This window comes from Candidatus Amarolinea dominans (genome assembly GCA_016719785.1).
Classification (GTDB): domain Bacteria; phylum Chloroflexota; class Anaerolineae; order SSC4; family Amarolineaceae; genus Amarolinea; species Amarolinea dominans.
Genome location: JADJYJ010000034.1, coordinates 37050 through 57843 on the forward strand (window position 1 = coordinate 37050; position 20794 = coordinate 57843).

General features: G+C 63.4%; 16 protein-coding genes. 13 read left to right on the forward strand and 3 right to left on the reverse strand.

Features of this window, described 5'->3' with window-relative positions; genetic code table 11:
• Window positions 1–192 precede the first annotated feature (192 nt).
• Entirely contained in the window at window positions 193–3042 is a 2850-nt protein-coding gene (locus IPM84_26245; GenBank protein ID MBK9096191.1) for a cation-translocating P-type ATPase, read from the reverse strand.
• Between the two features lie 333 nt (window positions 3043–3375).
• On the opposite strand from IPM84_26245, the gene lgt reads away from it, so the two are divergent.
• The 3 genes from lgt to IPM84_26260 all read left to right on the forward strand — a co-directional run bounded on the left by lgt (window position 3376) and on the right by IPM84_26260 (window position 7054).
• A complete protein-coding gene (gene lgt / locus IPM84_26250; GenBank protein MBK9096192.1) occupies window positions 3376–4221 on the forward strand; it encodes a prolipoprotein diacylglyceryl transferase in 846 nt (281 codons plus the stop codon).
• A 398-nt stretch (window positions 4222–4619) separates the two neighbouring features.
• A complete protein-coding gene (locus IPM84_26255) occupies window positions 4620–6023 on the forward strand; it encodes a S1 RNA-binding domain-containing protein (GenBank protein ID MBK9096193.1) in 1404 nt (467 codons plus the stop codon).
• A 125-nt stretch (window positions 6024–6148) separates the two neighbouring features.
• Window positions 6149–7054 (forward strand): isoaspartyl peptidase/L-asparaginase, encoded by a 906-nt coding sequence (locus tag IPM84_26260; protein MBK9096194.1) that lies wholly within the window; start codon window positions 6149–6151, stop codon window positions 7052–7054.
• Here IPM84_26260 and IPM84_26265 read toward each other — a convergent pair whose 3' ends face one another.
• Both IPM84_26265 and tilS read right to left on the reverse strand, forming a co-directional pair.
• Window positions 7055–8260: a class I SAM-dependent methyltransferase gene (locus tag IPM84_26265; protein MBK9096195.1), complete on the reverse strand. Its 1206-nt coding sequence runs from the start codon at window positions 8258–8260 to the stop codon at window positions 7055–7057.
• 24 nt (window positions 8261–8284) lie between these two features.
• Window positions 8285–9952, reverse strand: a complete 1668-nt coding sequence (gene tilS, locus IPM84_26270; GenBank protein MBK9096196.1) for a tRNA lysidine(34) synthetase TilS — start codon at window positions 9950–9952, stop codon at window positions 8285–8287.
• On the opposite strand from tilS, the gene IPM84_26275 reads away from it, so the two are divergent.
• The 10 genes from IPM84_26275 (at window position 9926) to IPM84_26320 (ending at window position 20742) form a co-directional block, all read left to right on the forward strand.
• Entirely contained in the window at window positions 9926–10972 is a 1047-nt protein-coding gene (locus IPM84_26275) for a 50S rRNA methyltransferase (protein ID MBK9096197.1), read from the forward strand. The two genes, tilS and IPM84_26275, sit on opposite strands and share 27 nt — an antisense overlap.
• A gap of 132 nt (window positions 10973–11104) precedes the next feature.
• Window positions 11105–12337 carry an exonuclease SbcCD subunit D gene (locus tag IPM84_26280; protein ID MBK9096198.1) on the forward strand — a complete coding sequence of 411 codons (1233 nt, stop codon included), beginning with the start codon at window positions 11105–11107 and terminating at the stop codon, window positions 12335–12337.
• 73 nt (window positions 12338–12410) lie between these two features.
• Window positions 12411–14672 carry a hypothetical protein gene (locus IPM84_26285; GenBank protein ID MBK9096199.1) on the forward strand — a complete coding sequence of 754 codons (2262 nt, stop codon included), beginning with the start codon at window positions 12411–12413 and terminating at the stop codon, window positions 14670–14672.
• Between the two features lie 269 nt (window positions 14673–14941).
• On the forward strand, window positions 14942–16396 hold the full coding sequence (locus tag IPM84_26290; GenBank protein MBK9096200.1) for an LCP family protein: 1455 nt from the start codon (window positions 14942–14944) through the stop codon (window positions 16394–16396).
• Between the two features lie 609 nt (window positions 16397–17005).
• Window positions 17006–17539 carry a universal stress protein gene (locus tag IPM84_26295; GenBank protein MBK9096201.1) on the forward strand — a complete coding sequence of 178 codons (534 nt, stop codon included), beginning with the start codon at window positions 17006–17008 and terminating at the stop codon, window positions 17537–17539.
• A gap of 51 nt (window positions 17540–17590) precedes the next feature.
• On the forward strand, window positions 17591–17965 hold the full coding sequence (locus IPM84_26300; protein MBK9096202.1) for a hypothetical protein: 375 nt from the start codon (window positions 17591–17593) through the stop codon (window positions 17963–17965).
• Complete coding sequence (locus IPM84_26305; GenBank protein MBK9096203.1) at window positions 17965–18924, forward strand: CBS domain-containing protein; 960 nt, start codon at window positions 17965–17967, stop codon at window positions 18922–18924. Before IPM84_26300 ends, IPM84_26305 begins: the two co-directional genes overlap by 1 nt.
• A 34-nt stretch (window positions 18925–18958) precedes the next feature.
• Complete coding sequence (locus IPM84_26310; protein ID MBK9096204.1) at window positions 18959–19300, forward strand: hypothetical protein; 342 nt, start codon at window positions 18959–18961, stop codon at window positions 19298–19300.
• Window positions 19301–19443: 143 nt separating this feature from the next.
• Window positions 19444–20118 (forward strand): histidinol-phosphatase, encoded by a 675-nt coding sequence (locus IPM84_26315; GenBank protein ID MBK9096205.1) that lies wholly within the window; start codon window positions 19444–19446, stop codon window positions 20116–20118.
• Window positions 20119–20274: 156 nt separating this feature from the next.
• A complete protein-coding gene (locus IPM84_26320) occupies window positions 20275–20742 on the forward strand; it encodes an NAD(P)H-dependent oxidoreductase subunit E (protein ID MBK9096206.1) in 468 nt (155 codons plus the stop codon).
• Window positions 20743–20794 lie beyond the last annotated feature (52 nt).

Consider the following 20794-nt stretch of genomic DNA (forward strand, 5'->3'; position numbering starts at 1 on the left):
AGTTCCAAATGGTCCCGGAATCAAGGCTTCAGCCGGTCTGCCACACGGTTCTCAAGTGCCCAATAACCGGCTAAAGCCTTCATTCCATGCGCCACACAATGGCGCAGATGCGCCACACAATGGCGCAGATGCGCCACACAATGGCGCAGAGATGTCTTCAGCGACCACATTTGGAACTGCGCTTGCAGCATATCAGGCGCTGGCGTGCTGCCGGCGCCGGTCACCAACGCGCAAGACAAACTTGCTGGCCTCAGCCACCAGGGCCGGAATGAGAGCCAGCGGGATCACGAGTTCCCACTGCGCCAGGGTCAGGGGCACGGTGTTGAACGGCCCGTTGAGGAACGGCACAAAGATCACCGCCACAGTCAGCAACGCGGAGACCGCAACGGCCGCCTGCATCCATTTGTTCGTGAACAGGCCCAGGCGCACGAGCGGGTAACGTTCGGAGCGCGTCGTATAGGCGATGGGCAGTTCGGCCAGGGCCAGAGTCGCAAAGGCCATGGTCTCGGCCAGGTCTTTGCCATGTTCCTGCAGGCCAATCCAAAAAGCCGTCAACACAACCGTGGTCAGCGCGACGGTCATAATGGCAATGCGCACGAGCATGACGCGGTTAACGATGGGTTCACGCGCAGGGCGCGGGGGCTGTTGCATGACATCGGGATCGCCCTTCTCCATGCCCAGGGCCAGCGCGGGCGCGCCATCGGTCAACAAGTTGAGCCACAGCAGTTGAATGGCCGTCAACGGCGGCGGCCAGCCGGCCAGCGCCGCGATGAAGATGATGGCGACCTCGGCCACATTGCAGCTCAGCAGGTAGAAGACAAACTTACGGATGTTGCCATAGATAATGCGGCCCTGCTCCACAGCGCCCACGATCGAAACGTAGTTGTCGTCGGTCAGCACCATGTCGGCCGTCTCCTTGCTCACATCGGTGCCGGTGATGCCCATCGCCACACCGATGTTGGCACGCTTGAGCGCCGGCGCATCATTGACGCCATCGCCGGTCATAGCCACCACATGGTCACACGCCTTGAACGCCTCAACAATGCGCACCTTATGCTGGGGGCTGACGCGGGCGAACACGTCGGTGTGTTCGATCACGCGCCGGAGCTGTTCATCCGTCATGGTATCGAGTTCGGCGCCGGTGTGAATCTGCCCATCACTCCGCAGCAAGCCGATCGTTTGGGCAATGGCCTGCGCGGTCAACGAATAGTCACCCGTAATCATCACCGTGCGGATGCCGGCCGCGCGCGCCTTGACCACAGCCGGGGCCACTTCCGGTCGCGGCGGGTCAATCATGCCCACCAGGCCAATGAAAACCAGGTCATGCTCCAGGGCATCAGCCGTTATGGCGTCTGGTAGTTCAGGCAGGTAGCGGTAGGCCACGCCCAGCACGCGTAACGCCTGCGCAGCCAGGCGCGAGTTACCGGCCTCAATCTCGTGATAGTCATGCTCTTCCAGGCGCAGGGGGCCTTTGCGGTGCAGAAGGTGCGTGGACTGTTGCAGCAGCAGGTCAGGCGCACCCTTGACACAAACCACATAGCCGGTTGCCCCCGGCTGGAACGGGCTGCCGTCATCTTCCGTCACCACCTGCAGCCTGTGTACCGTACTCATGCGCTTGCGATCGGCGTCGAATGGCACCTCGGCCACGCGAGGGTAGCTCTGCTCCAGTTGGTGGCGCCACAGATCGGCCTTCGCCGCGGCCACAAGGAGCGCGCCTTCGGTGGGGTCTCCCACCATGCGGTAGGTGACCTTGTCATCGCTGCGGCCGGACTCCTCCAACTCGGCATCGTTGACCAACGCGCCGGCCCACAGGAGGCCGGCCACTTCCACATCATCGCGCACCTCAACCTGGCGATTGTCATAGTCCGGGCGGCGGAAGATGCCCTCCGGCTGATAACCCTGACCCTCCACCGTCACCTCAGCATGGTGTACCCACAGACGCACGACCGTCATCTCGTTTTGGGTCAGAGTGCCCGTCTTATCGGAACAGATCACCGTGGCCGAACCGAGGGTTTCCACCGCCGACAGTTTGCGAATCAAGGCATGGCGGCGGATCATCTCGCGCATGCCCAGCGCCAGGCTGATCGTGACAATGGCCGGTAAGCCTTCGGGCACGGCCGCAATGGCCAGGCTGACCGCAATCAGGAAGACCTCGACCAGCTTGGACTGGAAGGTGCGCAGATAGACCATAATGCCGCCGTCGGCCGCCAGCAGGAGACCCAGGTCGGTGTCGCGAATCACGGAGACCAGGAAAACACCGAGACAGATGACCAGCGCGGCAGTGCTCAGCGTCTTGGCCAGTTCTTCCAGCTTACGCTGCAGCGGAGTCTGTTCTTGTTCGAACGACTGGATCATGTCGGCGATGAGGCCGATTTGGGTCTGCATGCCGGTGCTGACCACCACGCCCTTGCCGCGACCATAGGTGACGAGGGAGCTCATGTAGGCGCTGTTGCGGCGATCGCCGAGTGGAATATCGCCGACCAGGGTCATGCTGGCGTGCTTATCTACGGCAACCGATTCGCCGGTGAGGGAGGCCTCGTCAATTTTGAGATTGACCGTCTCAGCCAGGCGTAAATCGGCCGGCACATAGTTGCCTGCTTCAAGCAGGACGACATCGCCCTTCACCAACTCGCGCGCGGGTGTTTTGAGACGATGCCCGTCGCGCAGCACGTCGGCTTCGGGCGCGGCCATCTTCTTCAGCGCGGCCAGGGCCTGCTCCGCCCGGCTCTCCTGCACCACGCCCAGGATCGAGTTGAGCACCACGATGGTCATGATCAGCCCGGCCTCCACCCAGTCGCCGAGCAGCGCCGAGATGACGCTGGCGGCAATCAGAAGGAGCACCACGAAACTGTTCAGTTGTTCCAGGACGAGTTTCCAAAATGGGGGTCGCGGGTGCTCACGCAGATCATTCGGGCCGTCGCGCAGCAGGCGAGCGCCGGCTTCTGATGCCGTCAGGCCGCTGTCCAAACGCGTTTCCAAATGGGAGACGACAGATTCGACGGGCTGGCTGTGCCATGAAATGGCCTTGTTATCTGGCTCCATCCAACGTTTCCTTTTTCAACGTTCCCTTTTTGCCTTGAGAGAGCTTGCCTTGTGCAAGCTCGACTGTGTTCTGACCAGAGTTCAGCGCAGTATACCACAAGATCAACGGCCCTCAAATCACGCAGCCCGGTCTGTTGGCATCTTTGACAAGGCACACGGACAGGGTTACAATGCGGCCCCGAATGAATTCGGGGCGAAGGGGCGTTCCGCCGCCAGGTCGGCCTGCGCCGACCAGCATCGCGTCCACGAAGGTGGACGCCCGGCCGCTACGCCCTTGAGGCGCGATTTCAATCGCTCTGCTGCGCTGAGCAGTTACATGAATGGAGGACAGGCGTGGATCCCGTTGCAATTCGAATCGGTTCGGTAGCCCTGGTGCGTTGGTATGGCCTGCTGATTGTGGTCGGTGCCGTGGCCGCGGCCTACATTGACAGCCGCGAGGCGAAACGGCGGGGGCAGGACCCCGATCATATTTGGTCGGTCTTCATGTGGTGCCTTATCGGCGGCATTATCGGCGCCCGGCTACAATTTGTGATCACCGCATCCCTGGAAAACCCGGCTTACTTGCAAGGGTATCTCGCCAATCCCTTGAGCATCATCAATACCCGCGAAGGTGGTGTGGGCATCTTCGGTGCGTTGGGTGGCGGGCTGCTGGCGTTCTACCTGTACACGCGGCGCCAACGCCTCCCCTTCTGGTCATGGACCGACATCGCCATCGTGGGCCTCCCGTTTGCCCAGGCCGTGGGCCGTTGGGGCAATTTTTTCAATCAAGAACTGTACGGCGGGCCTACCAATCTGCCCTGGGGTATTGCCATTGACTGTGCGCATCGCATCTCTCCGTATCTGTGCCCACCCCTGGGCGAGTTTACCGAAGCCGCGCGCTTTCATCCTACCTTTTTGTACGAATCGCTCTGGAATCTGGGCGTTGGCTTGGTTCTGCTGTGGCTGGCACGGCGCTTCTCCAGGCAATGGCCGCCCGGCTCCATTTTCAACCTCTACGTCGTGGCCTATCCGCTCGGACGGTTTCTGGTCGAGTTCATCCGCCTGGGCACGCCGCTGGCCCTGGGTTTGACGTTGGGACAGTTTTTTTCGCTGGCCGCGGGTCTGGCCGGCTTGGCGGTGTTCACCTATCGCCTGCGCCGGGCCGCATCTCCGCCTCCCACGGGTGAACCGGTAGCCTGACTGACAGGGGCCATTGGCTTGACAAGGGCGGTTTGTGGGTTTGACATGAGGCACGAACGTCTGTATAATGGCCCACGTTAATTGCTAGAATAGTATAATTGTTCGCACGCCCCTATGCCCACCATATCCGTTGATCATGCAGTGCTCTTCCTTGCGTGGACAAGAGTCAACTCAAGCACTCGCTTCGGCATGGCCAGCGCGCATGAATGGCGCGAGGAACGAGAATTGAATAAGTGTCAGAACACTGCCACCCCGTGGGCCGTTGAACCAGACAGTCAAAAATTCTTGATCCTGGTACCCATGGGTGTGAGAAATGAGTCAGGCGCCGTCTTTCACAGCGGCGCCTGGGTATGAAGTGAGGAAGCACAGTGCAGGAAAATCTTCAGGAACCAAACGACATGACCGCCTCCAGTGACACGATGAGCGTAGTCGTGACACCAGCCGCAGAAGAAACCATTGCGGCCGCAGTGACAGAGACTCCCGATGAGACCAGGAAACCCAACGCCCAGGAGGGTTCTGCTGACACGATGAGCGCAGTCGTGGCAGCAGCCGCAGAAGAAGCCACGGCGGTCACAGTGACAGAGACTCCGGATGAGACCAGGAAACCCAACGCCCAGGAGGGTTCTGCTGACACGATGAGCGCAGTCGTGGCGCCAGCCGCAGAAGAAGACACGGCGGTCACAGTGACAGAGACTCCGGATGAGACCGAAAGACCCGAAGCCCAGGAGGGTTCCGCTGAGCGCAGCGGGCGCCGACGCCGCAATCGCGGTAATGGCCCTGGCAACCTCCCCATTCGCGTGATCCCACCTAAAAAAGTTGTCAAAGTTCTCAGTGTGGGCATGGAGATTGACGGTGTGGTACGCCGCGTCGCCGAGTTTGGCGCGTTCATTGACATCGGCGTGGGCACCGATGGCTTAGTTCACATCTCTGAACTCTCCACCGGCCGCGTGGGCAAGGTCAGTGACCGCCTCAAAGAGGGCGACCCGGTCAAGGCGTGGATCAAAGAACTGGACCGCGATCGTAATCGTATCAGTCTGACCCTGATCGAGCCGGGCACCAAGACCATCCGCGACCTGCAAGAGGGCGATCTCGTCACTGGCACCGTGACTCGAGTCGTGCCCTACGCCGCCTTCCTGGACATCGGCATCGGCCGTGACGCCATGCTGCACATCCGCGAGATGTCAGACGGCTTCGTGCGCCGCGTCGAAGATGTGGCGAATGTGGGCGATGAGGTCGAGGTTAGAATTGTCAGCCTGGATCGCCGCCGCCAGCGCATTGACCTCAGCCTGAAGGGGCTGCGACCAGAAGAAACCGCACTGGTAGCGCCACCGGAGCCGACGCTCGAGGAGATGAGTGACCGTGCGCGCATGAGCGAGGCTGCCAGCCGCGGACGCGGACGGTCCGACGAAGAAATGCCCGACATGGGCGGCGCTCGACGCGAGCGTGAGCCACGCAGCGGCGGTAACCGTGCTGAGCGCGGTGGTGGCGGCGGAAGCGGCGGAAGCGGCAGTAGCGGTAGCAACGGCGCTGATCGCGGCGATCGTCGTCCCCGACGTGACCGCGGCGGTAACCAACGCGAGCGCGGGAAAGAGGAGTGGTTGGACTATCTGAAGGACGGCGAAGAAGCCGGCCCCACTGCGATGGCCCTGGCCCTGCAGGCCGCCATGGACCAGGATGTGGAGCAGGACACCCGCCGTCAGAAACGCACGGAAAAGGATCGCGAGCACCGACGGACAGACGACTTCCGCAATGAGCAGGAAGACATCGTTGTGCGTACGTTGCGCTTGCGCCAGACCGCGTAATTCCAAGAACTGAACGTTGTTTCTTGACAAGCCCTTGATCCGGTTTGCAGCCAGGTAGATTCTACCAGCGGCCTGCAAACCGGTTCTTTTTGTCCGTTGCGCACAGCAACGAAAAGGAGATTCGAATGCCATTTGCCATCATCGTTCATGGCGGCGCCGGCAACATTCGCGAGGCCCAGCGTGCCCCCCATGCGGCCGGAATTCGACAAGCGGTGACGGCAGGCTATGCGTTGCTGGCGCGCGGCGAGTCGGCCCTGGATGCGGCGCAAGCGGCCGTCATGATCCTGGAAGACTTGCCCGCCTTCAATGCCGGCCGCGGCTCCTGCCTGACCAGCGCCGGCACGATCGAGATGGACGCCGGCCTGATGGATGGCCGCGATCTGCGCGTGGGCGCCGTGGCAAGCATCACCCATGTGGCCAACCCCATTGCCGTCGCCCGCCTGGTCATGGAGAGGAGCGAGCACATCCTGTTCGCAGCCGAGGGCGCACAGGCCTTTGCGCAGGCGCAGGGCGTCGCCGCCGTGTCAACCGAGGCGCTGCTGACGCCTGCACGCACACAGGAGTTTGCGCATGTGCAGCAGGCCAACTTCGCTGCCACTCTTGCGGCCGAGCAGCGGGGCGCGGTGGCCGACACGGTGGGCGCGGTGGCTCTCGATATCCACGGCAACCTGGCCGCGGCCTGCTCCACCGGTGGCATGTCGTGGAAAAAACCAGGGCGCGTGGGCGATTCACCCCTGCCGGGCTGTGGTTATTATGCTGACAGTCAGGCCGGCGGCTGCGTCACCACTGGCTGGGGTGAAACGATTGCACGGGTGGTGTTGGCACGCCGCGCCGTGGAAGCGTTGGAGCGGGGTCTTGATCCGCAGGCCGCCGCGCAGGCGGCCCTGGCCTTTCTGGCCGCACGAACGGGCGGCTGGGCCGGGCTGATCGTCCTCGATCGCCACGGCCGGGTGGGCGCGGCGTTCAACTCGGTGCGCATGACGCATGCCTGGTGGGATGGCGACATGGCCGAACCGACCGTCGTCGCGTAATTACCAGACACGACAGAGCAGCCCTTTGAGATACTCCCCTTCCGGAAAGCTCAGGAGCACGGGATGGTCGGCGCTGTGCGTGAAGCGCCCGATGATCTGCGCCTCGCGGCCGGCATCGAGCGCAGCGCCGAAGATCACTTTTTGGAACAGATCGGCGCTGACCAGGCCGGAGCAGGAGAAGGTCGCCAGTAAACCGCCGGGACGCAGCAGGTGCAGCGCCAGCAGGTTGATGTCCTTGTAACCACGCGTAGCCGCGGACACCTGCGCCTGGGCATGGGCAAATTTGGGCGGATCGAGGATAACGGCATCGAAACTGGCCCGCTGGCCGCGCAGGTCACGCAGCACCTGGAAGACATCACCCGCCAAACCGTCCGCCTGCGTATCGGGGTCGAAGCGGTTGCGGCGCAGATTCTCCTCGGCCAACAGGAGCGCGGCGTACGAACTATCCAGGTTGGTGACATGAGCAGCGCCCGCGGTCAACGCGTAAACGCCAAAGGCGCCGCTGTAGGAAAAGCAGTTCAACACCCGCGCACCCGGCATCGTTGCCAACGTGACGGCGAAGTGCGCACGGTTCTCGCGCTGATCCAGGTAGAAGCCAGTTTTTTGACCCTCGGCCAGGCTGACCCCAAACTGGAGTCCATTCTCGGACACCCACAACGGCGCCGGCGGCGCCGCGCCTGACAGCAGCCCGCTGACGGGCGGTAAACCCTCATGGCTGCGCACATCCACATCGGAGCGTTCGTAGATGCCCATCGGGGCCAGCAGTTCGTTCAGCAGGCGCACAAGCAGGGCCTGGCGCTGCGCCACACCAACCGTCAGCAATTGCACCACCAGCCAGTCGCCATAGCGGTCAACGATCAGGCCAGGCAAGCCGTCGCTTTCGGCGTTGACCAGGCGATAGGCGTCGGTGGTCTGACTGGCGGCCAGGGCTTGACGCGCGCGGATGGCCTGCTGCAGACGACGGCGCCAAAATTCGTCGTCCACGGCCTCGTCCTGCTGCCAGGTCAGCAGGCGCAGCGTGATCTGCGAACGGCGGTTGAGGTAGCCGCGGGCCAGCCATTGCCCGTTCGCATCGAGTACCGGCACCACGTCCCCATCGGCCGGCTCCCCCACGATGTGCGCCAGCGCGCCGGAAAACACCCAGGGATGACGCTGGCGCAGCGGCTTGTCCTTGCCCGGCTTCAGCACCACGTGCGGCTCTTTCATATTCATCTCCTCGTCATCCTCGTCCTATTCCCCGTGCTCAAACAAGGTCTCCGCAGGCAGGTAGCGCCAGGTCAGGCACAGCACCCGCTGCGTGCCCGGCTGTACCCGTGCGCGCTCGTCTGGGCGCAGGCCGCAAAGCCAGGCGATGCCCTGTGCGCCGACCAACAACGGCCAGCGGGAGCGCAGCGCGGCCGGCAGCTTGTGATTGATCATGAAGGCATTGAGGGAGGTGCGGTGACCGCCCAGGCCGAGCGGGTACAACCAATCGCCCGGCTGGCGTGCGCGCAGAAACGGCGCCGGGCCAATCACATCGGCGTCGAGAAAGGCGCGCCAGGGCTGCGGCTCTGTTCGCCAGGCGAGCGGCAACTCAGTCGGCCGCCGCATCTCGGCCTCAAGCCGCCAACTGCTTGCCGGCAGGCAGGTCACGCCCGGCACGGCGACCGGCAGTGCGAGTACAAGCAACTGTGGCCCGGCGTGATCATCCGGCCGGGCCTGGTCATCCGCCAGCGTGAACGAGGCATAGCCGACCGTCAGTACCAGCCCGCGCGGCAGGGTTACACGATGACCGGTGGCGCAGGCGGGGCTGATGAGCAGGCGGCGCGCCCGTTCCACATGCTCGAAGCCGACATCGCGCAGGCCGGGCCGCAGACGGTGGATGGCCTCGCGCAGCAGGCTGCGCTGCCAGGCCACCTGCAACTGGCGCCAGGGCGCCAACGCGAACGTGACCGCGCCGGCGTCGCTGTGCGTAACCACCTGCGGCCAGAGGGTCGCCAGCAGCTCGCGCAGCACCTGCTGTTCATCGCTGACCACCTGCGCCGATCGCCGCAGGGCCGCGCGCACGCCGGGGTTATAGGTTTCCAGCAAAGGCAGCAGTTCATGGCGCAGGCGATTGCGGAAGAGGGTGACATCGAGATTGGTGCGATCGACGCGCGGCGTCAAACCGTGTTCGCGGCAGTACGCTTCGATGTCCGGCCGGGGAACGTCAAGCAAGGGGCGCGCCAGGCGCAAGTCCACAGCAGCCGGCGCGCCGGCCCGTGTCTCCAGTGGGCGATCTACCACCGCGCGCCCCCAGGGCGGCCGGGGCAGCGGGCTGAGCGGCAACATGCCGCGCAGGCCGGACAAACCGCTGCCGCGCAAGAAGTGCATGAGGATGGTTTCTACCTGGTCATCGGCGTTGTGCGCCACGGCCACGGTGCGGGCGCCAACAGACTGCGCAACCGTGCCCAGAAAGGTGTAGCGGGCGCGGCGGCCGGCTTCTTCCAGCGAAAGACCGGCGCCGCGCGCCTGCGCACCGACATCGGCCTGACCGACGCTGCAGGGCAGGCGCCAGGCCGCGGCCAGGCCGGCGACAAAGGCCGCGTCGGCATCGGCCTCCGCGCCCCGCAGGCCATGGTGCAGGTGAGCGACATGAACGCGCGGCGCAAACGCAGGCGGCAGAGCGCAAAGGACGTGCAGCAGGCACAGCGAATCAGCGCCGCCTGAGACGCCCACCACCAGCAACTCGTCCGGGTCGAACAGCGCTGAGGCGCTGATCGCTGCGGCCACGGCCGCCTGCACATCCATCATAGCAGCTATTGTAACACCGCGCAGCGGGCGGCGGCAAGTCAGCGCGGCGCCAGCCACGCATGGTTTGCAGCCAGCCTGCAGGCAGAGTACAATCCGGGCATGGAAAATACCCACACTGCGGATCATGTGATTCTCTCAGCGGCGCCTGCTTCGGAGGCAGCCGCTGTCGCGGAGGTGCGCCGCGCCGCCGCGGGCGCCGAGGTGGTGCGCCGGCTGGAACCTGGCACGCTGCTGGTCGCGGTGACCGATCCGATGCAGACCCTGCTGCCGGCCTGGCAACACGCGCCGCCCATCTGGGTACGGCACGTACACCCTGTGCATGCGGTGGCGCCGCTCCTGGGCGGTGAGCCGGGCCTCAGCCGTCTGGAAGATGTCGCCAGGCCGCTGGCGGCGCGGCTGGACGCTGACCTCCCCTTTTCGGTGCAGAGCCGCCTGGTAGGCGCTGGCCCCTGGCCCCTGGCGCGTTTTGATATCAACCAGCGCCTGGCTGCCCTCCTGCAAACGCTGACCGGCGCGCCGCTCGATGTGCGGGCGCCGGCCCAGGTGCTCTCGCTGACGGCCACCGCGGAGCGAGCCTACCTGGGGATCTCGCCGGTCGGCCTGAATTTGAGCACCTGGTCGGGCGGCCAGATGCGCTTTGCCCGTGAGGAGGGCGAGCAGATCAGCCGCAGCGAGTTCAAGCTGCTGGAGGCGCTGGACGTCTTCAAACTGGAACTGCCCACGCGCGGCGCCGCACTCGACCTGGGAGCGGCGCCCGGCGGCTGGACACGCATCCTGCGCCTGCGCGGTCTCGATGTCGTCGCTCTTGACCCGGCAGACCTGGACGGCCGCCTGCTGAACATGCCCGGCGTGCGCCATGTGCGCGGCCTGGTGCAAAATTTCGATCCGGGCGCGCAGCGCTTCGTGGTCATCACCAATGACCTGCGCATGGACGCCCTGGCCTCGGTGCAAGTGATGACGCGTGCGGCCGCCTGGCTGCAAGGCGGGGGTCTGGGCTTCATCACCCTCAAACTGCCGGAACAACACGCGGAAATCCTGGTGGCGCGGGCACTGAAGGGCCTCGAAGCCGCGTACCGCGTGCTCGGTGCGCGCCAGCTTTTCCACAACCGCCAGGAAGTCACCGGCGCCCTGACCGGCAAGCGCTAAGGCGTGTCAAGGCACATCTTTCTGTTCTTGCGGGTAACTGCTCAGGCGGCACTCTTGCGGTCGTCCACGCATAGCGGTTGACCGCGTCCGCTACTTTACGCTTTTTGCATATCGTAGTAAAATGGTAACATGATTCGTGTCTTACACTTCGCCGATCTGCACCTGGGTGTTGAGAACTATGGCCGCCTCGATCCTGAGACCGGCCTTTCGACGCGCGCGCTCGATTTCCTGCGCGTGTTCGATGAACTGATCGCCTACGCCGTGCAGGAAGAGGGACCCGGCCCGGTTGACCTGGTTCTCTTCGCCGGCGACGCGTTCAAGACACGCGATCCCAGCCCAACCTACCAGCGTGAATTTGCCCGGCGTATTCATCACCTGGCGGTCACCCATCAAATCCCGGTCTTTCTCCTGGTGGGCAACCATGACGTGCCCAATGCCAGCAGTCAGGCGCACAGCCTGGAAATTTTCAATACCCTCGAAGTTCCCGGCGTGATCGTGGCCCGCAAACCGGATCTGTTCACCATCACGACGCGGCACGGCGCTCTGCAACTGGTGGCGTTGCCCTGGGTGACGCGCAGCGCCCTGCTCACCCGCGACCAGTACACCGGCCTGAGCCTGGAAGAAATCAACCAGACCCTGCTGGGCAAATTGGATACAGTGCTCAGCACCCTCTTCGCCAAACTGCGCCCCGATCTGCCCGCGATCATGACGGCCCACGGCACCGTGCAGGGCGCGGTCTTTGGCTCTGAGCGCAGCGTGATGCTGGGCTATGACCTGACGTTGCCGCGCAGCCTGGTCTCCCATCCGTTACTCAGCTACGTGGCCATGGGGCACATTCACAAGCACCAAAGCCTGGACGCGGATCCGCCCATCGTCTACCCCGGCAGCCTGGAGCGGATTGATTTCGGCGAGGCGGGCGAGGACAAGGGTTTTGTCATGGTCGAACTCAGTGAGCCAGGGCAGAGGGCAAACTGGCGCTTTCACAAGGTCAACGCCCGGCCGTTTGTCAGCATCAATGTGGAAGCGCCCGCGGACGAGCCGACCGCCGCGATCATCGCCGCCATCGAGCGCCAACCGATCACGGACGCGGTGGTCAAGTTGATCATCCACACCACGCCGGAGATCGAGAAGTTCATTGACGATCAACAGATCAGCAAGGCGCTGGCGCCGGCCTTTCATGTCGCAACCTTGACGCACGATGTCCGGCGCAGTGTACGCCTGCGTCTGTCTGGCGACACCGGAAGTATCGAAGAGCTAACGCCGCAAGCCGCGCTACAGCGTTACTTCACTTATCGCCAAGTGGCGCCGGAACGCATCGAACGCCTGCTGCACGCGGCGGCGCCCATCATCCAAGCCGAAGCATAAACCCAGGCTGCCCGCCGGGCAGTCAGCACAGACAGTATGAACACGCAGACCGCCCGTACAGGGGAGGTAAACCATGAGCACCGTTTTGCAAACAACCATCGGTCAGTTAGAAGTCGCCCGCGGTCAGCGCCGCGACCACGCCCCCAACGTGCGCGCTGTGGAGCCAGGCGAAGCCAAAGGCAACCTGTACCTCCTCTTAGAGTTAACCGGACCGCAGGATGGACGCAGCCGGCTCTACCGTCAGGTCCTCAGCGAGGTGCAGTCCACCTATTACAACACATCGGGCAACGTGGACGACATCCTGCACACGGCCGTGTCACAGGGGCACCGCCTGCTGAGCGAGGCTAACGCCGGCCGCAGCGGAGATCAGCGCTGGCGTGGCGGCATGAGCTGCGTGGCGCTGTGGCAGGATCACGTCTATCTGGCACAGGCTGGCCCGGCCACGGTCATGGTCACGCACCCGGCCACCGTTGAGATGTTCCCGGTCTACGCCGAACCGCCGCAGGACGCGCTGGGCGACGACAATGCACCGATGATTGACCTCTACCACACGCGCATCGAGCCGGGCAACGTCATTCTGCTGCTGGAGAGCGACTGGGCCACGCAGGCCGGCCTGGAAGCGCTGGCCAGCGCGGCCACAGCCCCCAGGCTCACCACCATCACCGATTACCTGGTGCAACTAGCCGAAGATGCGCACCTGACGGCCCTGATCGTCATGGTCAAAGAGAGCGCCAGTACAGCAGCCCCGTCGCCGGGACGCACCCAGCCAACTACAGCAGCGCCAGCAACCAGCAGCAAGGCAGCAGCGACGACAGAACGCCCTCTTGTCATCCCCCTGGTGACAGACGATGAGGAAAGCAGCAACGCCGATTGGGCCGATGAAGATGCCTGGTGGGAGGATGCCGAGTTGGCTGCGCCCACCGTGACCGCGCCGCCGACCGCCGCGCCGCGCCAACCGAGCCGCACCGACGCGCGTCAGCCGGGTGGCAGCAACCTCATAGAAGCCGGGCGCACGCTCATCAAACGCGTCCTGCCGGATACCCCCGGCAAGAGCGGCGCCACGCGGCCCCCCACCGGCGCTATGGCGCCCGCTCCCAAGACCAGTGCAGCACCGGCGGCCGCGGCGCGTCCACCACGCCCGCGTCCGCCCGCCCAACCCGCCTCGCGTTCGCGGCTGCCGTTGATCCTGGCGATTGCTATTCCGATCATCATCCTGACGATCGTCGCGGTGATGTATGTGCTGCGCGCGCGCGATCGCGAACAGCGCTTCCAATCGCTGCTGGACGAAGCGCAGACAACCATCGCGGCCGTGGCGTCGCTGGATGAAACGCAGGCGCGTGCCCAGCTCACCACCGCCCAGACGAAGATCACCGATGCACTGGCCCTCAAGCCGGGCAACTTAGAGGCGCAAGATGTGCAGGGGCGTGTCCGGGCCGAACTGGATCGCGTCAATCGGGTCGTGCCGCTCTACCTGGTGGCGCCGCTGAAGGAATTCGAGGGCACCGGGCGCGAGTTGGCACGCGTGCTGGTGGATGGAGCCGATATTTTCATCCTCGACCGCGGGCGCGACACCGTGGAGCGTTATCGGCTCAACCAACAGGGCGACGGTCTGCAGCCCAATGACGGCGGCCCGCTCGTGACGCGAGGACAGTCGGTTGGCTCACTCGTCGTCGGTGAATTGATTGACATGGTGTGGGCGCCGCCGGTTGGCCCGCGCACCGATTCAACCCTACTCGTGCTGGATGCCACCGGTATGCTGTATGAATTCCGTGCGCCGTGGGAACTGAAGGCGCGACCGGTGGCCATGCGCGATATGTGGAAAGGCCCGCGCCTGACTGCCAGCTACGCGGGCAATTTCTATGTGCTCGATAGCACCCTCCAGCAGGTTCTCAAGTATCGCCCAGGCGCTGACCTGGCCTACGATTCGGCGCCAGAGCAATACTTCCCGCCGACAACACCGATTGACCTGACCGGCGCCGTAGACATGGGTATTGATGGCAACGTCTGGATTTTGCTCGCCAATGGCAGCGTGCAAAAATTCCGCAGCGGTCAGGCCGAACCATTCTCGCTGCAGGGTCTCCCCGACCCGCTGCAAGAGCCGGTTGGGCTATTCGTTGGCATTGACGGCGGCGTGGAGGTGAGCAACCTCTACGTGGGCGCAGCCGGCAACGGCGGCATCTTCCAGTTCGACAAGAACGGCGTCTACACGCGCCAATTCCGCGAGGCGGACGGACAAAAACTGCGCGGCTTACGCAGCCTGTTCGTGGATGAGCCAGGCGCGCGTTTCTTCCTGCTGACCAGCACCGCGCTCTATCGGGCGGACATTCCGCGCTAGGCGCATTCCCGTGACTGTACCCGGAATCGAGGCTTCAGCCGGTCTGCCACAGGGTTCTCAAGTGCCCAATAACCGGCTAAAACCTTCATTCCAGATGTCTCCAGATGTCTTCAGCAACCACATTTGGAATTCCTGACGGCCATTTGGGTACCTTGTGCGTGTGTGCTATAATCGCCGCCATGAGTTCGACATCGAAAACGATCAATAGCCTGAGTACGATGCGTCCGCGGCCTGTGGCTGCCCCACGTAGTTCACGGTGGGCCAGCTTGGTGCTGACTGTGCTCCTGGCCGCTTTCCTGTTCACGTTTGTTTACGCTGGCTTCCTACTCTTCCACTGGGCACGCGAGGTGATTGCCCAAACCTCCCAGCTGCCGGCCATCACCTTCAGCAATCTGCCGCTACCGGGACAAAATGGCGCATCCAGCGCGTCGGATCCGGTGCAGACACCCAGCCCCGACGAACCGGCGTCTGTCGTGCAGCCGGCGCCAACCTGGGATGTCTCGCGACTTGAACGCGTCAACATCCTGATCCTGGGCGTGGATCAACGCCCTTCCCAGACCATTCCCGGCCTGACCGATAGCATGATGCTGATCACCATTGACCCTGCGCACGGTCAGGTTGGCATGCTCTCGATTCCCCGCGACACCTGGGTCAAGATTCCCGGCTACGAGATCTACAACAAGATCAATACCGCGCACCGCATCGGTGATCTCAAGGACTATCCCGGCGGCGGGCCGGCGCTGGCCAAGCAAACGGTCAGCGAACTGATCGGTTACCCGGTTCATTACTATGTGCGCCTCAACTTCGAAGGCTTCCGCGAGATCATTGATTACGTCGGTGGCCTTGACATTGATGTACCGCGTGATCTGAACGATCCAACCTATCCCAGTGACGACTACGGGTTCGATCCGCTGTTCATCCCCAAGGGGTTGCAGCACATGGATGGCACCCTGGCCTTGAAATACGCGCGCACGCGCCACGTTGATAACGACTTTGGCCGCGCCCGGCGCCAGCAGCAGGTGATCCTGGCCCTCAAGAACAAGATTCTCAGCCAGGGCATGCTGCCCACCCTTATCCGCAATCTGCCCGGCCTGGTGCGCTCCCTGGCCCAATCGGTGCAGACCGACCTTCCGCTCGATCGTCTGCTGGCCCTGGCCGAGTTGGGGCGCCAGGTGGACTTCGATCAGATCGAGCAGGCTGTCATTGATTGCTCCCTGGGCGAATGCACCTATTCGGAAGCTGGTGCGTGGATTCTCATCCCCGATCGCGACAAGATTCGCGCGGTGGTGGATCGCCTGTTCGCCACGCCAATCGTGATGCCGGAAGGGACGCCGCCCCCGCTCGCCGGCGGTCAACCCATCACCGGCACGACGGCGCCCACCACAACCGTCACCCTCGATCGTCAACGCCTGACGACCGAAAATGCCAGGATCATCCTCCTGAACGGCACCGAAACGCCCGGCCTGGCGCGCCGCACAGCCACCTGGCTGCAATCGCTCGGCTTCGTGGTTGAGCAACTGGGCGACGCCGATGTTTCGACCTACGCACGCGCCACCCTGATGACCTACACCGATAAGCGTTACACCCTGGGGCAACTGGCAACCATCTTCAACGTCACCGCCTCCGAAGTGCGCAATCCACCGCCTGACCAGGCCAACCTGGACATTCGGCTCGTACTCGGTGCAGAAACCCTGGAAATTCTAGCCAAAGCTGGCGTCAAGTAAGGATACTGAGTGGAGACCGGAGATTAGAGATCGGAGATCAGGTGCGTGAAAGACGAATGATGTGCGGGCCAGAGTCTGCGGCTCACACTTTCGCTCACCGATTTCAGCCACCGATTGAAATCGGCGGCTGAAATAGCGAAAACCTGCTGAAGCAGGTTCGAAACGCCGTCCGCAATCCGCTGAAGCGGGTTTCCAGGGGTATCAGGCGTCGGATTCATCCGATGCCAGGGGCAGGCTGAGTAGTGACGCGTTTTCGCAGAAAATCGCCAGCATTCCCGGCGTTTTCACAAAAGATCGTCCTCGTTCAGCATTCCTCTCTGAGTTCTCTGATCTCTGCCCTCTGATCTCTCAGCAGTTCCAAATGTAGCACACATTCAACCACAAAGAGCACAGAGAACACAAAGAAACGGCAGATCAGACGCAAATCGGCCACCTCTCTGCGTTCTTTGTGATCTCTGTGGTTAAAAACCAGGCTACATTTGGAACTGCTGCTGATCTCTGCTCTCTGATCTCTGATCTCTGATCTCTGCCCTCTGCTCCCTGCCCTATGACCCCAATCATAGCATCGCGGTCTCCGCGTCGCTATAATCGGTGACGAGGGAGGGAGTTATGTATCGCCATATTCTGGTACCGCTCGATGGCTCTGCATTTGCCGAGCAGGCTCTGCCACACGTCCAGGCGCTGGTTGCAGCCAGCCCTGAACCGGTTGATGTCTATCTGCTGTCGGTCGCGCCCTTGCTGCAGGACCGCTCCGTCACGATGGTCAGCCTTTACCCATTCTACATTTCACAAGACCACCTGGACATGGCGCGACGTGAGCTGGAACAACTGGAGCTCGATCTGCGCGCGTACCTGACACAGGTGGCCGCGCAGATCAATGACTGGGGCGCCCCTTGCCATGTTGATGTCCGCTACGGCCATCCGGCCGAAGAAGTTCTGGCCCTGGCGGCCGCTGTTCAAGCCGACTTAATCGTTATGTCAACCCACGGTCGTTCTGGCATCAACCGTTGGGTCTTCGGCAGCGTCGCCGATAAGCTGCTGCGCCAGGCCACGGTGCCGGTCCTGCTCATCCGCGCGCGTGAGATCACGGGCCCCCTGGCCCCCAAGTATGGGGGAACTGGTTCTGCTCATCCGCGCGCGTGAGATCACGGCCATGCCGCCGGCCTGAGCCAGCGATTGGAACGATCAGACTGTATGCAACTACACGAAATTCTCCGTATCCTCAACGGCCGCATTGTCAACAACACCGACAACCCAGAGCTGGAGTTGACCTCTGGCGGGGCCGCCGACCTGATGAGCGACGTCCTGGCCTTCACCACGGACGGCAACAGCCTGCTGTTCACCGGGCTGACCAACCAGCAGGTGGTGCGCACGGCTGAAATGGCCAACGTCGGCGCCATCGTCTTCGTGCGCGGCAAGCAGCCGCCGTCAGCCACGATCGAGCTGGCCGACGAGCTGCACATTCCCCTCATCGCCTGCGACTATAGCATGTACCAGGCCTGCGGTCTCCTCTATCAGGCGGGATTGCCCAACAACCGCCTGGCCGACTTTCGACCTGAGCAGCCGTGATGACAAACGCAGCCGTCACGGCTATCACCGCCCCAGAACGGGACGAACTGACCCGCGTGCAGGAACTGGTCTATGAGTTGCGCGTGCAGGAGGTGATGACCGCCACGCCGATCACCGTGACCCCGGACACGCCGCTGGCCGAGTTGATGGAGATCATGCGCACACGGCGCATCTCCGGCACGCCGGTGGTGGACCCCGCGGATGGGCGCCTACTCGGCATCATCAGCATCCAGGACCTGATCAAAGCACTGGCAGACCAGCGCGCCGATGACCGGGTGGCCGATCACATGACGCCGACGGTGATGGCGGTGCGCACCGATGACCGGGCCGTCAAGGCGGTCAATCTGTTTGCCCAGCACGGCTATGGCCGTCTGCCGGTGCTGGACGACGCCGGTAGCCTGGTCGGCATCGTCACCGCCAGCGACATCACGCGCGGGCTGCTGCGCACCCTCAACCGCCGCCTGCAGGACGAGGAGATGCGCCGCTACCGCGCCAGCCACATCTTCGATGACATTGTGTCGGATGAGACCAGCCTGCTGCTACGCTATCAGGTGGCTCCACGTGATTTTACGCGCGGGGGCGAGGCGTCCAGCAAGGTCAAGCGTGCGCTGGAACGCCTGGGCGCCAATCCGGCCCTGGTGCGGCGCCTGGCAATCACCGCCTACGAGGCCGAGCTGAACCTGGTCATCCACGCCACCCATGGCGGTGAGCTGCGCGTCGAGATCAGCCCCCATCGCATCACCCTCAGCGCCGCGGACGACGGCCCGGGCATTGCCGATATCGAGATGGCCTTTGCACCCGGCTTTACCACGGCGCTGGATTGGGTGCGCGAGTTGGGCTTTGGCGCCGGCATGGGGCTTACCAACATCAAGCGCTACAGTGACTCGGTCGAGATGGACTCAGCCCTGGGACGCGGCACCACCTTGCGCGCCGTTTTCCTCGTCGGCAACCACACGTAGCCCCTGGTTTTGCGAGATATGACGGAGAGATCAGATGCAATTGCAGGAAATCGCAGATGCACTCAAACTAACCCTGATGACCCCCACGACTTCGCTGGACCGCCCGGTGCTCAGCGGCTATGCGGCCGACCTGTTGAGCTGCGTGATGGCGGCCGCAAAAGCCGGCGCCTTGTGGGTTACGCTGCAGGCGCACCCCAATGTGGTTGCGGTGGCCAGCCTGCTCAACCTGGCCGGCGTCATCATCACCGAGGGCGCGACCATCAGCGCCGAAACCCTGGCCCGCGCCGAACAGGAGAATGTCCCCCTGTTCAGCACCCCGGCCGGCACATTCACGGTGGTGGGGCAGTTGGCGGGCATGGGGGTGAGGGGGGAGTGAGAGCGGAGACCAGCCAACTCCCGTCTTCCACGTACCCGATCTCTGATCTCGGATCTCTGATCTTCGATTGGGGGTCTGAGGGGCGCTGGGTTCGCTGTGATTTGCATCTGCACACGGTGTTGTCGCCCTGCGCGGAGGTGGAGATGATCCCGCCGCTGATCGTGCGCCGGGCGTTGGCGCTGGGGCTGGACTTGATCGCAGTGACCGATCATAACGCCACGCACAACGTCGAGGCGGTGCAGCGGGCCGCGGCCGGCACGCCGCTGACGGTCTGGCCGGGGATGGAGGTGCAGACGCGGGAGGAGGTTCACCTGCTCTGCCTGTTCGACAATAACGCGGCCGCCTTCGCCTGGCAGGCGCGGGTGGATGCCAGCCTGCCGCCGCTCATGAATGATCCGGAGCATTTCGGCGGGCAGTTCGTGGTGGACGCAACGGGCGAGTTCATCCGTCACCACACACCCCTTCTGCTCACCTCCACCGCGTTCAGCATCGAGGAGGCGACCGCGCAGGTCAACGCGCTGGGCGGCCTGGTCATTCCCTGCCATGTGGATCGCCCCAGTTTCAGCCTGCTTGCCAACCTGGGCTTCGTGCCGCCCGATCTCGCCGCGCCGGCGCTCGAAATCTCCGCCCGTCTGACCCCGGCGCAGGCGCGAGCGCAATTCCCCATGCTGGGCGCCTGGCCCCTGGTGCAAAACGGCGACGCGCACCGCCTGAACGAAATGATCGGACGCACACGGGTTCGCCTGACCGCGCTCACCATCCCGGAACTGGCCGCGGCGCTGCGCTGCCCGGCGCGGCTTGCCATTGACATTGGTTGAGGTTTGTGCCAAATTGCACAAATTGACTTGAGGATATGACTTTTGTCATAGGGTGCGGCCGGTCGCCGCGCTATAATCGCAGCGTGTCAACATGGACCGGCAGGCTGCCCTGCACGATCAGAAAACGATTGATCTTGATTGGAGAGGAATGCCCACATGGCACAGCCATCCGTTGATTTGAGCCTGTTAGAACCGATTTTGGCCGAATACGCCGATCAGAAAGGCGCGCTCATCCCCATTTTGCAGCATGCGCAGGATGAATACGGCTATTTGCCCGCGCCGGTGCTGGAAGTCATCTCCGAGCGCACCGGCACGCCGTTGAGCAAGATCTACGGCGTCGCCACGTTCTATTCGCAGTTCTATTTGCACCCCCGTGGGCGTCACATCGTGCGCGTGTGCGACGGCACCGCCTGCCACGTCAAAGGCGCGGCCAGGATCATTGACGAACTGGGCAACACCCTCAAGATCATCCCCAGCCAAACCACCGACGATTTCCGGGTCACATTCGAGGTGGTCTATTGCCTCGGCTCCTGCGGCCTGGCGCCGGTGGCCGTGGTGGATGAGCGGGTGGTGGGCCGCCTGACCCCTGCGCAGATGGTCAAACAAGTGCAGGGATTGGCGTAGGGGTTTATTGGTAGACCATACGCATATTCAAGTGGAATGTCAGGAGAATCAG

Bases quoted from the DNA above. Each gene is read 5' to 3' on its own strand.
- IPM84_26285 (MBK9096199.1), top strand. From the start codon at position 12,411: ATGAGCACCGTTTTGCAAACAACCATCGGTCAGTTAGAAGTCGCCCGC.
- IPM84_26265 (MBK9096195.1), bottom strand. From the start codon at position 8,260: ATGAAAGAGCCGCACGTGGTGCTGAAGCCGGGCAAGGACAAGCCGCTG.
- IPM84_26295 (MBK9096201.1), top strand. From the start codon at position 17,006: ATGTATCGCCATATTCTGGTACCGCTCGATGGCTCTGCATTTGCCGAG.
- IPM84_26260 (MBK9096194.1), top strand. From the start codon at position 6,149: ATGCCATTTGCCATCATCGTTCATGGCGGCGCCGGCAACATTCGCGAG.
- IPM84_26310 (MBK9096204.1), top strand. From the start codon at position 18,959: ATGCAATTGCAGGAAATCGCAGATGCACTCAAACTAACCCTGATGACC.
- tilS (MBK9096196.1), bottom strand. From the start codon at position 9,952: ATGATCCGCAGTGTGGGTATTTTCCATGCCCGGATTGTACTCTGCCTG.
- IPM84_26255 (MBK9096193.1), top strand. From the start codon at position 4,620: ATGACCGCCTCCAGTGACACGATGAGCGTAGTCGTGACACCAGCCGCA.
- IPM84_26245 (MBK9096191.1), bottom strand. From the start codon at position 3,042: ATGGAGCCAGATAACAAGGCCATTTCATGGCACAGCCAGCCCGTCGAA.
- IPM84_26315 (MBK9096205.1), top strand. From the start codon at position 19,444: ATGATCCCGCCGCTGATCGTGCGCCGGGCGTTGGCGCTGGGGCTGGAC.
- IPM84_26305 (MBK9096203.1), top strand. From the start codon at position 17,965: ATGACAAACGCAGCCGTCACGGCTATCACCGCCCCAGAACGGGACGAA.
- IPM84_26300 (MBK9096202.1), top strand. From the start codon at position 17,591: ATGCAACTACACGAAATTCTCCGTATCCTCAACGGCCGCATTGTCAAC.
- IPM84_26320 (MBK9096206.1), top strand. From the start codon at position 20,275: ATGGCACAGCCATCCGTTGATTTGAGCCTGTTAGAACCGATTTTGGCC.
- IPM84_26275 (MBK9096197.1), top strand. From the start codon at position 9,926: ATGGAAAATACCCACACTGCGGATCATGTGATTCTCTCAGCGGCGCCT.